The sequence below is a fragment of the Sandaracinaceae bacterium genome, assembly GCA_016706685.1.
In the GTDB taxonomy this organism is placed as follows: Bacteria; Myxococcota_A; Polyangia; order Polyangiales; family Houyiibacteriaceae; genus JADJJE01.
This window is the reverse complement of record JADJJE010000036.1, coordinates 32524-47428: the sequence shown is the minus strand read 5'-3', so window position 1 is coordinate 47428 and position 14905 is coordinate 32524. Positions and strand designations below refer to the sequence as shown.

At 71.2% G+C, this 14905-nt stretch carries 16 protein-coding genes; 9 read left to right on the top strand and 7 right to left on the bottom strand.

Annotation, left to right across the window (positions count from 1 at the left end):
* Window positions 1-13 precede the first annotated feature (13 nt).
* Together IPI43_28395 and IPI43_28390 are read left to right on the top strand one after the other, a co-directional pair.
* Window positions 14-502 carry a GNAT family N-acetyltransferase gene (locus IPI43_28395; protein MBK7777989.1) on the top strand — a complete coding sequence of 163 codons (489 nt, stop codon included), beginning with the start codon at window positions 14-16 and terminating at the stop codon, window positions 500-502.
* Window positions 503-789: 287 nt separating this feature from the next.
* On the top strand, window positions 790-1260 hold the full coding sequence (locus IPI43_28390) for a hypothetical protein (GenBank protein MBK7777988.1): 471 nt from the start codon (window positions 790-792) through the stop codon (window positions 1258-1260).
* Window positions 1261-1371: 111 nt separating this feature from the next.
* Here IPI43_28390 and IPI43_28385 read toward each other — a convergent pair whose 3' ends face one another.
* The 3 genes from IPI43_28385 to IPI43_28375 all read right to left on the bottom strand — a co-directional run bounded on the left by IPI43_28385 (window position 1372) and on the right by IPI43_28375 (window position 3620).
* Complete coding sequence (locus IPI43_28385; GenBank protein ID MBK7777987.1) at window positions 1372-1725, bottom strand: 4Fe-4S dicluster domain-containing protein; 354 nt, start codon at window positions 1723-1725, stop codon at window positions 1372-1374.
* Between the two features lie 132 nt (window positions 1726-1857).
* On the bottom strand, window positions 1858-2949 hold the full coding sequence (locus IPI43_28380; GenBank protein ID MBK7777986.1) for a hypothetical protein: 1092 nt from the start codon (window positions 2947-2949) through the stop codon (window positions 1858-1860).
* Window positions 2946-3620, bottom strand: coding sequence for a hypothetical protein (locus tag IPI43_28375; protein MBK7777985.1), 675 nt, complete (start codon window positions 3618-3620; stop codon window positions 2946-2948). Before IPI43_28375 ends, IPI43_28380 begins: the two co-directional genes overlap by 4 nt.
* 174 nt (window positions 3621-3794) lie before the next feature.
* Here IPI43_28375 and IPI43_28370 point away from each other — a divergent pair, with 174 nt between their 5' ends.
* A complete protein-coding gene (locus tag IPI43_28370; GenBank protein MBK7777984.1) occupies window positions 3795-4049 on the top strand; it encodes a hypothetical protein in 255 nt (84 codons plus the stop codon).
* On the top strand, window positions 4046-4768 hold the full coding sequence (locus tag IPI43_28365) for a metallophosphoesterase (protein MBK7777983.1): 723 nt from the start codon (window positions 4046-4048) through the stop codon (window positions 4766-4768). The genes IPI43_28370 and IPI43_28365 overlap by 4 nt, the downstream gene beginning before the upstream one ends.
* 10 nt (window positions 4769-4778) lie before the next feature.
* Here the strand turns inward: IPI43_28365 and IPI43_28360 are convergent, their stop codons facing one another.
* On the bottom strand, window positions 4779-5693 hold the full coding sequence (locus IPI43_28360; protein MBK7777982.1) for a hypothetical protein: 915 nt from the start codon (window positions 5691-5693) through the stop codon (window positions 4779-4781).
* A 120-nt stretch (window positions 5694-5813) separates the two neighbouring features.
* On the opposite strand from IPI43_28360, the gene IPI43_28355 reads away from it, so the two are divergent.
* Window positions 5814-6230, top strand: a complete 417-nt coding sequence (locus IPI43_28355) for a hypothetical protein (protein ID MBK7777981.1) — start codon at window positions 5814-5816, stop codon at window positions 6228-6230.
* Window positions 6227-8404 (top strand): hypothetical protein, encoded by a 2178-nt coding sequence (locus IPI43_28350; protein ID MBK7777980.1) that lies wholly within the window; start codon window positions 6227-6229, stop codon window positions 8402-8404. Before IPI43_28355 ends, IPI43_28350 begins: the two co-directional genes overlap by 4 nt.
* A gap of 18 nt (window positions 8405-8422) precedes the next feature.
* Here the strand turns inward: IPI43_28350 and IPI43_28345 are convergent, their stop codons facing one another.
* On the bottom strand, window positions 8423-10021 hold the full coding sequence (locus tag IPI43_28345) for a hypothetical protein (protein ID MBK7777979.1): 1599 nt from the start codon (window positions 10019-10021) through the stop codon (window positions 8423-8425).
* Between the two features lie 10 nt (window positions 10022-10031).
* A complete protein-coding gene (locus IPI43_28340) occupies window positions 10032-10733 on the bottom strand; it encodes a two pore domain potassium channel family protein (GenBank protein ID MBK7777978.1) in 702 nt (233 codons plus the stop codon).
* A gap of 46 nt (window positions 10734-10779) precedes the next feature.
* Here IPI43_28340 and IPI43_28335 point away from each other — a divergent pair, with 46 nt between their 5' ends.
* Both IPI43_28335 and IPI43_28330 read left to right on the top strand, forming a co-directional pair.
* Window positions 10780-11220, top strand: coding sequence for a DUF3592 domain-containing protein (locus IPI43_28335; GenBank protein MBK7777977.1), 441 nt, complete (start codon window positions 10780-10782; stop codon window positions 11218-11220).
* 77 nt (window positions 11221-11297) lie between these two features.
* Window positions 11298-11735 (top strand): hypothetical protein, encoded by a 438-nt coding sequence (locus IPI43_28330; GenBank protein MBK7777976.1) that lies wholly within the window; start codon window positions 11298-11300, stop codon window positions 11733-11735.
* Window positions 11736-12166: 431 nt separating this feature from the next.
* Here IPI43_28330 and IPI43_28325 read toward each other — a convergent pair whose 3' ends face one another.
* Window positions 12167-12637 (bottom strand): hypothetical protein, encoded by a 471-nt coding sequence (locus IPI43_28325; GenBank protein ID MBK7777975.1) that lies wholly within the window; start codon window positions 12635-12637, stop codon window positions 12167-12169.
* A gap of 702 nt (window positions 12638-13339) precedes the next feature.
* Between IPI43_28325 and IPI43_28320 the strand changes: the two genes are divergently transcribed.
* Window positions 13340-14905 (top strand): hypothetical protein, encoded by a 1566-nt coding sequence (locus IPI43_28320; GenBank protein ID MBK7777974.1) that lies wholly within the window; start codon window positions 13340-13342, stop codon window positions 14903-14905.

The window sequence follows — 14905 nt, the reverse complement described above, 5'->3', positions numbered from 1 at the left end:
GTATGTCGTAGCCGTGTCCCAGGCCACCCTACGACGCGCCTCGCGCGCCGACCGCGCCTCGCTGCGCGCGCTGCATCGCGCGCTGTACATCGATCACCACGAGAGCATCGTGCCGCCCGCCATCGCGCCGCTGCTCGCGTACCGCGACTTCGAGCGCGTGCTGCGCGACGACATCGACGGCCTGATCGAGCACCCGAACGCCGTGGTGCTGGTGGCCGAGCGTGAGGGGGCGGTGCTGGGCTACATCACCGGGCACATCGAAGAGGAGCCCGAGCGCCGCATGCCACGCCGCGGCGTGGTGGAGGACTGGTACGTGGAACCCGCCGCTCGCGGGGAGCGCCTGGGCGCCGCGCTGATGGCCACCCTCGAGGCGGTCTTCCGCGAGGCGGGCTGCGACCTGATCGAGTCGGCCACCTGGTCCTTCAACGAAGGCGCCGTGCAGGCCCACCGGTCGCTCGGGTTCGAGGCCTACCAGGTCCGCTTCCGAAAGCCGCTGCGGTGACCGTGGGGCCCCGGGCTGCCGAGAACTTCGAGCGCCGGCGGCACGCTGATACCCTACTCAGCGTGTTTGCCTTGTCGTCTGCGTCGCGAGCCCGCTGCGAGCAAGCCCTGCTCGGGTGCGCGGTGTTGCTCGTGGCCGTCAGCGTGGGCTGGCCCGCGGGACCGCGGGGCCACACGGAACGAGCCCCCACGGGGGGTGTGCAGCCTGACCGTTCGCGCGCGCATGGGTGGCTGACACCGGTCTTTGCCGGGCGCGCTGCCGCTGACGGCCCCGACGCGCCCTTCACCATGGAGCCCGACGTGGTGCTCAGCCCGGCGCTGCGCAGCACGGTGGCGCAGCTCGCCGTGGCGTTCCGAGCGGCCTCGGGGCGCACGTTCCATGTGACGAGCGGCGTGCGCACCCCGCTCGAGCAGGCCGAGGCCATGTTCGACAAGCTGGCCAGCGGAGGCACGCTGACCGGGCTCTACCGCGACTACGAGGCCGCACGGCAGATCGAGCAGGCCTACCAGCACGCGCGCCGAAGCGGGCGAGCGCGCTGCGTGGCCGCGATGACGCGCGTGCTCATGGGGCAGATCGCGCGCGGGCTGTACATCTCGCGGCACCTCTACAGCGGCGCCGTGGACGTGCGCAGCCGCGACATGAGCAGCCGAGAGCGGCGCACGTTCCGCACCGTCGCGGCGCGCCAGCGTGGGGTGCGCGTGCTGGAGGAGGGCCGCCCGCCCCACTTCCACCTCGAGTTCCCCGTTCGCGAGCGCTGAAACGCACCGGGGGCAGCCCTGGCTGCGGCTCCGAAACGCGAAAGGCGACCGACTGGCCGCCTCCGGGAAACGCACGAGAGGCGACCGACTGGCCGCCCCTCATGGGTCACATCAGCCCGCGTAGCCCCACTTGGCCTTGTTCGCGACGACCTTGTCCGGAGACGGCTGGTCGTGATCTTCGCGCGTGGGCACCTCGAAGTTGTCCATCTCGCCGACGATCTTCGCGTTGTGCGCAGTGTCCGCCGAAAACACCTCGGGGACGCTCGCGTCTTCGAAGATGGCTTCCCAGGGGCACTCCGGCTCACACGCACCGCAGTCGATGCACTCCTCCGGGTGGATGTACAGCTGGTTCGGGAACTTGCTCGCGTCGTCACCCGTGTAGGCATAGATGCACTCGACGGGGCAGACATCCACACAAGCTTGATCGACGCAGTCGCGGCAAAGGCGCGTAATGACCCAGGCCATGGAAACTCCAGGTTGGTGTTCGAAAGGGGGCTCTCTGGACCGTGCAGTGGCCCAAACGCGTTGGACCGTAGCAGAAAAATGCCGGGGCGACCCCGAAATCACATCGGGCCGTCGCGGGCGAAGCAGGGCGGGTCAATACGCCGGCAGCAGAAGGCCTAGACCGGGGGTCTCGACGTCCACCGTGACCTCCACCACGCTCAGGCGCTCGGGCGGCACGCCGCCCGCCAGCAGACCCGCTCGCAGGCTGGCCGCCCGTCGCCGGCCGGCGCTGCGCTGGGCCACCGGGCCCACCATCAGGATCTGCACGCCTCCCTGCGGATGCGCGTTGAGCAGCGCGGCCACCTGCCGGAGCCCCGCCGCCGTGGGACGCTCGAGCGGAGCCCCGCGCAGCTCGATGCCACGCTCCCCCCGGGTGGGGCTGAGCCCACGCTCGCGGGCCGCCTCCAGCAGCGCAGCCGCCTCGGTCGCGCTCACAGGGAGCGCAGCGCGCGCCCGGCCCAGCAGGGCCATGGCGTCGCTCAGCAGCACGTCGGCCTCGGTCACCACCAGCTCGGGCCGGGGAGCGCGGCGCAGCGCCGTAAGGCGTTCCTCGAGCGCACCAGCCGCGCTGCCGGGGGCGCCCAGCGCTCGGCTCGCGGCGATCAGGGCGGCGCTCCGCTCCAGCAGCGCTCGGCTGGTCTCTCGGTAGAGCGTGCGCGTCTCGGGGTCGTCGCGGCGCAAGCGGCGCGCCTCGTAGCCGGCCGCATGTTCGAATGCCCGCTGCGCGCTCTCGCTGGCGAGGGCTGCGGCACGCGCCGTGGCCTCCTCCTCCACCACGGTCTCGCGCTCGAGCTGGAGCGCCACGGCGCGCTGCCTGGCCACGTCGGTGGCCGCCACGTCGGCCTCGCGCTCGCGCTCGAAGGCCTGCTGGTCCGTGACGGCCAGCGCAGCCGCTAGCCAGAGGCGGGCCTCGGTGGCGAGCTCGGCGGCTTCGTCGGTCCGCCCCGCACGCTCGGCGCTGGCCGCGGCCTCGCGCGCCGCGTCGGCCTGCGCCATGAGGTGAGGCGCTGTGGCGCGCGCCTCGTCCACGCGCGAGCCCTCGAAGAGCGGTGTGAGCGTCTGGGCGGGGGGCGCGCTGCCAGCGCCGCAGCCGCCCGTCGCCAGCAGGGCCACCAGCGCGGCGGCCCGGAAGCCGGGACGCGCAGCGCGGATGCGCGGCGAGGTCGGGCGAAGTCGCGCGCTCACGGGGTTTCCTCCGTGGTGCTCGGCCCAGCGGGCTCAGCCGTGGTCGATCCGGCAGGGGCTGTCACTGCCGGAGGCGCTGCGGGCGCCGTGGTCGCGGTGGCCGGAGCGCTCGCCACCGCAGCAGCGTTGGCGCGCGCCACACGCAGGGCCTCTTCGGCAGTGCGCGCGGCCCCGTCGGCGGCTTGGCGCGCCTGGGCGGCTTCGTCGCGCAGCAGCCGCGCCTGCTCGCGTTCGCGCTGCGCCACCACCAGGGTGAGCGCCGCATGGGCGATGCGTCGAGCCCGCAGCGCGTCGTTGGCAGCCCCCGCGCTGCCGGCGTCGCGCTCACCCTCTGCTTGGCGCGCTCGCCCGAGGGCCAGCGCGGCGTGCTCGAGGGCCGGCCCGCCCACGCTCGTGAGGGTGTCGCGGCGCAGTCCCGTGAGCTGAGCCTGGAGCTCCGCGACCGTGGGCACGTGCTCTCGGCCCGGCGGTGGTGCAGGCGCCTGTGCCCCTGCGGAGTCCGCTGCCACCGTGGCGGGTGAGGCCGCACGCGCACCCGCCGGCACAGGATCCTGAGCGGGGTGCTCCGCGTCCTGCGCGCTGACCCACACGCCACCCAGGCTGAGCAGCCCGGTCGCGGCGAGCGAGACGCCCCAGCGCATGAGACGTGGAGCTCGGTTGGTGGTGCGCATCGGTGGGCAGGAAATCACGCGCGGTCACACGAGGCAAGCGCAGCACCATCCGTTGCCGGTGCGCGCGGCATGGAGCGCGTCGTCACCCGCACGACACGTGCTCGCACGTGATCTTCGCGGAGCACCACCCAGCTGTCGCGAGCCTGCTGACAGAGCTTCGGTAGGGTTCGCGCCATGCATCGGTTCGCGATCACGGTCACGCTGCTCTCAGCAGCCCTCATCATCGGCTGCGATGGAGCAGGTCCGGACCTGGCGCCCGGCGCGGACGCGGACGTCATGGTGCCCTCGCCGGACGGGGGTGTGAGCCCCGACGCGGGCGCCCGTGAGGACCAGGGCGCCGGGCCCGTGGCCCTCGGCAGCCCACCCATCGACCTGGGCGCGGACCTCGGCGACATCACGGACACCGCAGTCCCTACGACGACGGCGTGAGTAGCCTCGAAGACATGCAGTTCGACACCAAGTTCGAGCTGCCCTACGCCGACCTCGACATCCCGTTCTACGTGGTGCTCGGCAACCACGACTCGGGCGGGCTCGGCGGCGCGGGCTTCGAGTTCTGGCGCGGCGCGATCCAGGTGGACTACACCAACGTCAGCGACAAGTGGACCATGCCCAACGAGTACTACGCGTTCGTGCAGGAGCACGTTACCTTCGTGGGGCTCGACACCAACGCGCTCATGTGGGGCCACCAGGTCAGCGAGCAGCGTGAGTTCGTGGCCGACACGATCGACGCCGCAACGACCCCGTGGGTGATCGCCTTCGGACACCACCCCTACATCAGCAACGGCAAGCACGGTGACGCCGGCGCCTACGAGGGCATCCCGGGCATCCCGATCCTGAGCGGGGGCAGCGTGAAGAGCTTCTTCGACGACGAGATCTGCGGCCGCGTGGACCTCTACTTCTCGGGCCACGACCACAACCGCCAGTGGCTGCCGCGCGCCTGCGACACGCAGCTGGTGGTGTCGGGCGCCGCCGCCAAGACCACGGGGTTCCGTGAGCGCGCCATCGTGGGCGGACTGCGCCACAACGGGCCCTACAACGAGGACGACACGGCCGGCTTCTTCTGGGGCGAGATCGACGGCGACACCCTGCGCGCCCGCTTCTACGACCGCTACGGGACGCTGAATTTCGAGACCACGATGACGCGCTGAGGGAACGCGATCAGAACGTGACGTTCAGGCCGGCGCCGCCGAAGGTGGGGTAGACCATCACGGTGGGGCTCCCGCTGGAGGTGCCCAGCGCATCGAGTGGCGCCTCCTCTTCGAGGTCCTCGGGGGGCTGCCAGTCGTCCTCCTCTTCGACCTCTTCTTCGCCCTCGAGGCCTTCGTCCTCGACCATGGCTCCTTCACGGACCTCGACATACGAGTGACCGCACACGCCGCCGCGCAGATTGTCCGCGTACACGGCGGCCCAGTTGGGGGCCGTGAGCACGGTGGCGATGCCCAGGACCGGGCTGCCCACGAAGGCCAACGCGCTGGTGAAGGCGTTGTCGTACTTGATGGACAGCGCGGTACCCCACGCGATGCCCCAGCCGAGGGCGATGGCGTACGAGGTGGTGCCCGTCATCAGCTTCTGCCAGTCGCCCGCGCTCGAGAGCACCGACTCGGCGTAGCGCGCCTGGGCGATGCGCTCCTCGCGCGTGCCGCTGGGCATGCGCTCGATGCGCCGCACACCCCAGACATCGGGCATGGGATAAAACGCGAGCCGCGCCGCCGCCACGCTGGCCGCCGTGCCTGCCCCGATGTAGCCGAGCCAGCGCGCCTGGCCGTCGTCGGTGCTGCGGTCGATGCCCGGCGCGATGATGGCCAGCGCGCCCACGGCGATGGCGGTGTAGGCCGCGAGCCAGCCGAAGCGCCACGCGCGTGCATGCGTTCGGTGGTCGCGCAGCGCCCCCACGATGAGCTGCGTGTGGGAGTCGATCTGATCGTCGCTCATCTCGTGCACGCAGAGGTCGATGCTCTGCGCGCGCACCGCAGCGCTGGGCAGCATCAGCGCGATGACGAGCGCTCCTGTGAATCCGAAACGGACGGAACGGCCGATGGCCGCACCGCGAGAGGTGGCGTTCCTACTGCTCATCGGGCGACCGTACAGGAAGTCACAGCGCATGGGCACCCACAAATCAGACTCGTTTTCAGGGGTAAACTGTCCCTCGGTGCCACTCGCGAAATCGCCGCGACCCCGCGCTACACTCCGCTCGTGTTCCGCTACCGCATCGACGAATCGCTCCTGCCGCTCGTGATCTTCGACTCACCCGGGTCGCTGCCGCCGAGCCAGATCGACCAGGACAGCTTCTACGCGGAGGTGGAGCGCATCCTCGCGCGACGCGAGCCGTTCGCCACGCTGCACGACCTGCGCGGCACGGAGCCCGACGCTGGGCGCCGCAAGCGGTTCGCCAGCTGGACGCAGAAGAACTTCGACGTCCTCGCGCAGCGGCTGGTGGCCCACGCCGTGGTGATCGACTCGAACATTCAGGCGCACATCCTCACGGGGGTGCTGTGGATGACGCGATCACCCTGCCCCATGAAGGTGTTCTCCAACCGCGCCGACGCCGAGGCCTGGCTGCGCAGCGAGCTTGAAGCGCGCGCCAAGCGGGCTAACGTCCCAGCCAAATGACACCACGTCGTGTTCGCGCTGCTGGCTTCGAGGGGGCTCGCAGGAGTCTCTGCTCCGTACTCGTCACGTGCCTGCTGTTGAGCAGCGGCTGCGGCGGGCGCTCCACCACGGGCCCCACCATCGCGGTGCCGGTGAGCGGCGGCGCGCAGGGCTACCAGCACGCCCTCGCCATGAACTACTACATGCTGTGCGAGTCTCCCGAGGGGCGCCTGCGGTGCCGCGGACTCCACCCCGTTGGGATGGATGCCGAGGCGTGGATGCCCTATGCCGACGGCTTCCGCGACGTGACGCTGGCGGGGGCCGCGGTGTGCGGCCTGCGCGACGGACGCGTGGTCTGCTGGGGCGAAGATCCGAGCCTGCAGTACGTTTCCGACTCGGGCGACCTCAGCGCCCCCTACTGTTCGGAGCACACGTTCTACGGTCTCACCGGCGTGCGTGAGCTGGCCATGTCCGAGGACGGCGGCTGCGCGATCACGGAAGAGCGACAGGTGCGCTGCTGGGGCTGGACGCTGGCGCTCGACGACCCGGACGACCTCACGCTCTACACCGTGGCCGAGGACGCGCACGGCCTCGCGGTGGGGTCGGGCCTCGGGTGTGCGCTCACTACCGAAGGCATCCGCTGCTGGGGCGAGCCCGTGGGGCGACCGATCGAGGCCGATCCGCTGCCTCCCGGCGAGAGCTACCGGGTGAGCGTTCCCCAGCCCGTGCAGGTGGTGGCCGGTGAGTCGTTCGCGTGCGCCCGCAGCGCCGACCAGCGCGTGTTCTGTTGGGGCTACGACATGGCCGGCACGCTCGGCCTCGGCCCGGACGATGGCGACGACCACTTCCGCCCGCGGCCGCTCCCCGACCTGCGCGCCGTGGACCTGGTGGCGGGCGAGAGCACCGTGTGCGCGCGCAGTCAGGACGGCAAGTCGTACTGCTGGGGCGACAACCACGCGGGTCAGCTCGGCCTCGGCCACACCCGCGCGGTGGACGTGCCCACGCACGTGCCCGCGCTCGATGGCGCCGTGGACGTGGCGCTGGGCGCCGATGCGCTGTGCGCGCGCTTCGCCAGCGGCGAGACACGCTGCGCGGGCGACTTCACCCCGCTGCTGCCCGGCAACGACGTGGACGTGATGCCGCCGCAGCGCCTGCCCGGCGGCCCGGTGTCGCGCCTGTTGCTGGCCGAAGGCGAGGCGTGCGTCCTGCGGAGCGATGGCGTCACCTGCTACGGCGACGGCGGCTATCTGCGGCGCGGGCACCAAGAGGCCGCAGCGGGCTGGCCGTTGAACGACTTGGACGAGGCCATGCTCACGCACGTGAGCAGCAACAACCCCTTGGTCCGCTGTCGACGCTGGAGCACCGGTCGCGTCCGCTGCGATGCGCCGGCCGGCAGCGGCGGGGCGGCGCCCGTCGAGCTGCGCGACACACGCGGCTTTGCGACCGCGGGCAACACGGTGTGCGTCATCAGCCAGGACCAGAAGGTGCTGTGCTGGTCGCGCGGACGCTCCGACAGCCCTCCCACCGAGGTGCCCGGCATCACGGGCGCGGAGAGTCTGGCACTCCTCGGGCGCCGCGGCTGTGTGGTGACCGCGCACGGAGGCCTGTCGTGCTGGACAGTGGACCAGAGCTCGCTGACGCACTCGGCAGGCCCCGGCGTGAGCCTCACGGACGCCCGCAGCGTGGCGCTGTACTCGGACCGGACATGCGTGCTGCGCCGCGGCGGTGAGGTCTCGTGCTGGGACGGCCATGACCCGCAGCAGGGGGACATCACGGGGGTCGCGGAGTTGGTCACCTACGGACGGGACATCTGTGCGCTGCAAGCGGGCCAGGTGCGCTGCTTGCGCTTCGAAGGTCGCCAGGTGTCGCTCGGCGATCCGGTCCCCGGCGTGAGCGGCGTGGTGGAGCTGGCCTCGGGCGGCGAGTACTTGTGCGCGCGCAGCGAGAGCGGCAGCGTCCAGTGCTGGGGCAGGAACCGGCGCTCGCAGTTCGGAGTGGTCCCGCCCATGCTGCGCATCGCGCTGACCGAGATCTCGAACACCACCGCGGAGCCCGAGCTGCCTGTCACGCTGGAGTGCGGCCCAGGGCCCCAGGAGGCCGAGGATGGATACGGCTCTGGGGACGAGCAGGGCTACGGCGAAGGCAACGACTTCGAGCACGAGATGTCCGACTACTACGAAGACGGCCCGATCTGAGCGCCGGGTGGCCCGTGGTCAGTGGGTCTGCGCGGCTGCAGACGCACTCTGCATCACCGGCAGCGCGCGCCCGAACCAGCGCTCCCACAGCATCCGTAGCGTGCTGCGCAGGCGCTCGGTGGGCACCGCCAAGAGCCGCTCCGCGCGCGCTGCGTGGTGAGTGGGCCGGTCGCCGACGATGGGCCCGTCCGGAGCGAGCGCAGCGTCCAGCTCAGCCAGCAGGAAGCCGCCCGCGCGCGCCTCGTGGCGCCGGCCGCCGCCGAGGCCCAGCAGGTGCCGGGTCAGCAGCGCGAGCTCGGTCTTGGTGACGGGGCCGTCGGCCATGGCGGCGCAGTACGCGGACAGCTCGGCCACCACCACGCGCAGGTCGCCCTCGAGCGGCGCGCCCACGTCGAGCGGCAGCAGCGTCCCGGCCAGCCCCGCGGGTGTGGTGTCCAGCACGCCCTCGCGGTAGTCGAAGCGGTGCTGCAGCTCGTGCCGCTCCACGGACCGCACGAGCGCAGTGTGGGCGCGCAGGTAGGCCGAGACGATGGCGGGCTCACCCAGCACGCGGTGCGCCTCGCGCAGCTGCTGAAAGCCATCCAGCTGCCAGCGGTGCGGCTCGAGCTGCTGCATGTCCACCTCGTAGGTGGTGGGCGCGTAGAAGACCGCCTCGCGCCCGCTGGCCAGGTTCTGCCAGCGCTCGAAGAGCGCGCGCCGTGCATGCAGCGTGGTGCCCAGCGTGGCGCCTGCCGCCTCATCGAGCGCGGCCATGAGCTCCTCGCGAATGACTTGTCCGGCGAGCTGCTCGAGCCGCGTAAGGGCCTCCGAGCGCCGCACGTGGGGCTCGGCGTAGCGGAAGCTCACGCCCGGGGCGAGCGTGGGCAGCAGGTGCGCCACCAGGTGCTCCTCGATGCGGTCCACTTGCACCAGCCCCTCGCTGGCCTCGGGGCGCGTGAAGCCCAGCGTGGGCTGCGCGACGTTGGTGTGGTCCAGGCGCCGGATGGAGAGCGCGCGCTCACGGTGCGGGCCCAGCTGGTAGTGACCCACGTGCTCCACCACGAAGGTCTGCGCGAAGACCCGCAGCGTGCCCGTGCGCCGTGCCATGACCTGCGCGTCCACGTAGTAGCCCAGCTCTGCGTGCGCGAGCGCCTGGTTCAGGTTGGCCGCGGCGCGCTGCACGGGCGGAGCGAGCGCGGGGTCGGCAGACAGCCGAGCGTCTGCACAGGCGCGCGCGAAGGTACGCACCGCCTCCAGCACGGGTGCGGGAAGCTCGGCCTCCGCCACCTCGGCCTCGAGCGCGACGGCCGCCGCCTGGGGCGCCTCGTCATGGTCGAGCGCGATGAAGAAGGTGGGGAGCGCGTGCTCGAAGAACGTGAGCTGAGCGCTGGTGCCGGGGCTGGGCCGCCCGCCCGTGGTGTAGGCGTGCTCGCTGACGGGCTCGAGCAGGGTGAGGCCCTCGTAGGCCCGCGGTGCGAGAAGCCACGCGAAGACACCCGCCCCGAGCGCCAGAGCCAGGAGCAGCAGCGCCACCCGAGACCTCCGCCGAGACGCCCGCAAGCGGTCCTCGAACTCGCGCTCCGCGTCGTTCAGGGCTCCCGCGTCGTCATCCGTGTCGTGAAGCTCGGTCTCCCCCATCGGTCCCCGCCTACTTGGTGTTGGCCGAGGTGTACTTGCTGATCAAGATGCCCACCAGCACCACCGAGTAGGTCTGGCCCGTGATGCCGAGCAGCGCGGTGGCGAGCTTGGTGACGTGATGGGCCGGCGTGATGTCGCCGAAGCCGATGCTGGTGAGCACGATGGAGCAGAAGTACACGAGGTCGAGGTAGATGCTGGGGAACGAGCTCGTGTCGACACCCCGGAAGCTGTTGGGCACCGCGTAGTAGAGCGCCTGCATCAGGAAGATGCCGGTCTCGAGCAGCAGGAAGTACCCGCAGATGGCGGCCGACACGAGGTCGGCGTCGATGTAGCGGGGACGCAGCAAGTGGCGAAACACCTCCACCAAGATGACCAGGAAGAACAGCACGTAGCAGACGCTGAGGCCCAACATGGCGGTGGCCCCGGGTGGGAAGAACGCGAGCGCCGCGGGGATGGCGATGACGGCCAGCGTCATGCCGTTCTTGAACGCGCGGTGCACCGCCGAGCGCTGCGCGAAGATGCCCACGCTGAAGACGCCGAGCACCACCATGTTGAGCGGCCACACGACGCGCGCATAGAACGCGAGGTCCGGAAGCAGCACGGCGATGAAGAGGTGCTGCATCAGCGCGGCCAACAGGAACTCGTACTTGCGCCGCTCGAGCAGGGCGGGCAGGCCGCCTTGGGTCGTGCTGCTGGACGTGGTGCTCTCCATGGCGGAAGGGTGCGGTCAGACGGTCACTTCTGCTAGCCTCGCGAGCGTGAACCCTGATGACGCCGCGTGGCTCTTCGGTGGTGGCGCCGTTGCCCTCGGCGTGACCATCGCGCTCTCCATCCTGGGCTCCCTGGTGTGCACCATCGCACCCATCGCGGCGATCTTCTGGTTCGTCCGGAAGCGCAAGACCGAGGCCGACACGCTGCGCGCCGAGAGCGCACGCTGGCCGGGGACCGTGGGGCGCGTGCTCAAGTCACGCGTGGAGGTGCAGGGAGGGGACCACGCCAGCGTTCGCCCCTACGTGCTCTACGAGTACATGGTGGCGGGCCAACGCTACGAGGGTCAGCAGATCCGCGCCGGGGACAAGTTCATGACCTCCTACAGCTCCCGTCAGGCATACGACACGGTGGACCTCTACCCCGCCGGCAGCGAGGTCACCGTGTTCTACGACCCGAGCAACCCCGCCGAGTCGGCGCTCTCGCGCTGACGGTGGTCGGCGCGCTCCAAGTTGGCGTGGCGCGGGTCGCGCCCCCTTGGCGCGCCGCTTTCGATACACTGGCAGCCATGATCCCCGCGATCCTCCTCGGAGCTGCCTCCCTCGTGGCATTGGTCCTGGCCGTGATGTACGTGGCGAAGACGCTGCGGAAGCGCGGCCGCGCGGAGATCGACAGGCGCTTCCCAGCGGCCGAGGTGCTGCTCGCCGAGACGCTGGCCCAGTCCTACGGACAGCAGTCGCGCGGCGCCACGCAAGCCCGCGGCAACGGCGCGCTGGCGCTCACCACCGGAGAGATCTTCTTTCTGCTCTACGTCCCCGAGCGCGAGCTGCGCATCCCACTCGCGGACATCACGGCCATCTCCCACCCGCGCGGCCACCTGGGCAAGACCGGCGGCGTGAAGCTCCTGCACGTGGCCTTCACCACGCCGGACGGCGAAGACGCCATCGCCTGGCGCGTGCCCGACCCGGAGGCCTGGAAGGCCAAGCTGGACACGCTGCGCGGGTGAGCCGGCCTGTGCGGACCCGGCCAGCCCTGTTCGTCTGCGGCCTCGGCGGTTGCCACCCTCAGTTGCGGCACAACGTCAGGCAGCGCCCAACGTCCACCCCTATCCGGCTTTCGGTCAACGGCGGCACCAGTGGGTCTGGTGGCCGTCGCCCGCTTGTGCGGTCGCCTGCGAGTCCATTCCAGGGCGCCGTGCCACCACGGACACCCTGAGACTTGCGCCGCGTCATCTGGAGAACGATCCGCGTGAAAGCCTCGCGCGTCGCCCCGGCTCAAACACGGGCGCGGGCCCCGTGGCGTGGTGGCTATCAGTCTCGGTGTCGCCTGCGAGTCCGTCCACCGCGCCACCACGGCGCCCGCGGAACAGCCAGCGGCCCTCTTCGCCTCGCCCCACTGATGGTGGGCTCTGCATCCAGGCCCAGGATGTGGAAGCCGTCAGCTCGTGACGCCGGTCACGGAGTAGCCGCCGCCCCCCTCGCCGTTGACGACACCCGCGACCTCGATGTGCTCGATGTCCTCGGGCGCGACCACGACCAACTCGACGGTCCGCACTTCTTCTCGTCCCATCACACCGACCGGAAACACGCCCGGCTCGAGTGACCTCGGATCGAACAGGACACCGGCGAGCACATACGACACCTCGACCGGTGGCTCGACGATGATATCGAACGCGTCCTCGAAGGCACCTTCGAAGCTTCGCCCGTCGGCGGCGACGGCAGCCACGTAGAGGAACGCTCGCCGTCCCACGAGGAGCCCAACAGGCCGCGGCACGGCGGGGTACCGGTCGCGGAACTCGTCCTGCGCCGCGGCCAGCGTCAGGCTCGCCACCTCCGCGACCTCGACGAGGAGCGAGTCGACCACGCGGCGCCCGTTCACGAGATGAACCTCCGTCGTCCCGAGCTCCACCCCGCAGACCCTCGCGTATGTCCGTGTGGCGAACCACGACTCGCTCGAGATCAGCTCGTGAGTCGCGATGGCGCCATCACTCCGAGCCCGAAGGTCACGAAAGCTATCGATGCCGCTCATCTCCGCGTCGAAGCAACCACCCGGGTAGAGCAAGACTTCGTCTCGCTCGAACCGCGCGTCCGGATTCGTGGCCCACGCACATCCACCAACCAGAGCGAGCAGCGCGAGCGCGACCGAGGAGCGAGATGCAGCAGCCATGCTCCGCAAGCGACGCACGACTCATGCCATGGCCTCCGGGGTCAACATCACCCGCAATTTCCGCCGCCCGCCAACACCGAGTGTGCCGCCGCGTCACACCCCTGTGCCCGCCGAGCGCCACTCCAACCCGCCCGCCCCCACACCCTCACGCTTCGTCGCGCCCAGTCGAGCCCCCGGCGCGCCCCCACCCCTACCACGCGTCGGCAGCACGCCATGCCCACCGCGAGTCCATGCGGCCCCATGGAGGGGGCGGGGCGCCCGGGTCAGCGGGGGTGGGGGGGGCCCCATTTCTAGCGTCGGAACGACGCGACGAAATGGGGGAGGCACCCGAGGGAGCGCCAGCGCGACCGGCCCCGCAGACCCGGGTGCCCCGCCCCCTCCTCGCGATCACCCCCGTAGAACCAGCCATGCATTCGAAGCCGCACCCTGGTAGCCTCCCGCGCTGTGCTGGAAAGAGTCGCGCTCCATCAAAACCGCTTTCGCACGCCAGGGGTCGGGCCCGACGCGCGCGGCGTGCTCCTCGGCCAGAAGGGCGTCGTGCTCTTCTCCTCGCTCGACCGCCTGGTGGCCTTCTTCCGGGCCTACTCGGACGAGGGCTCGCTGGACGAGCTGCTGGGCGGCATGGCCATCCGCCGGGTGACCACCGCGCTGCGCACGCGCGAGCTGTTGCTCTACCTGGACGCCGAGTCGTCCTACCGCATGGACCGCGTGGCCAGCATCGCCAAGCTGGCCGGCGGCATGGTGTTCACGGGCACGCAGCGGCACTTCGTGCAGTACCGCGACGCCACGTCGCCGCTGGGCTACGACGTGCTCGAGCTGAAGGACCGCGAGGACGACGCCATCCTCTACCACGACACCTTCGAGCAGACCTACACGGTGGAGCGCGAGCTCGGCTTCCGTGAGCTGCTGCTCACCCTCACGCCGCACCGCGTGGCGTCGCAGGGCCTCGGGCGCGCCGCCGAGCAAGCCTGGGTCACGGCCGAGGTGGGCATCGGCCACGCGCTCATCGGCTACCTCTTCCGCTGGCAGGTGGACGCGCGCGCAGGCTTCGCCGAGTGGCCCAGTCAGTCGTCCTTCGACGACGCGCCGCGGCGGCTCTACCTGTTCGAGCTCACCGAGGCGCCCGAGCGCATCCTGGGCTTGCTGCGCGACCTGCCGGGCGTGCGCGTCTACGAGCCCATCGCCAACGGCGTGGCCGTGGAGCTGGGCTACCGCCACCCCATCTCGCTCGACTCGTGCGCGTCGCTCTTCCAGCAGGGGCTCACGCTGGTGTCGGGGCCACACGCGCCAAAGCTGGCGGAGGCTGGGCAGAGCAACAGCATCGGCTCCGCGCACGAGGTGCTGCAGTTCGACCCGCTGCCCGCCTTCGCTCCCGTGCGCTCGCTGGTGCGCGCCAACCTCGAGGCCACCGCGCTGGCGCACGGCGAGCGGCCGCCCATCCCCGTGGGCAACGCGGGCCAGAAGCCGCTCACGCTGCGCCTCGCGCAGACCAGCGAGCCCTTCCGGCGCGTGAACGCCACGGCGGTGCCCATCGAGGAGCGCGAGTACCTGGCGCGCATGCTCTACGTGCTGCCACCCAAGACGCTCAGCGCGCTGCGCGTGGCCATCGGCGAGAAGCACATCTACGTGCTGGACCCTTCCGGCATCGAGGGGCTCCCGCTCGGACGCTTCTTCAGCGAGGTGGCCACGCGCATCTACGTGCCCGCCGGGCTCACGCTGGTGCCGGCCGTGGCGCCCGACGTGCTGAAGGACCTGGTGCACCCGCAGGGCGAGGACCACGTGTTCTTCCACCCCGAGGAGACCATCCCGCGGCGCGTGGCCAACGCGGCCTTCGGCTTGGTGACGCGCTCCATGATCGACCACGTGGCCGCGCGCGCCGTGCATGCCGACGCGCCCGAGCGCTTCGACCCGCCGCTGCCGGTCATGGAGTACGACGAGCTGCGCCGCTTCCCGCTGCGTGGCGTGCCGCTGCCCCCGGGCGACGCGGGCGGCACGGGTGGAGCAGGCTGA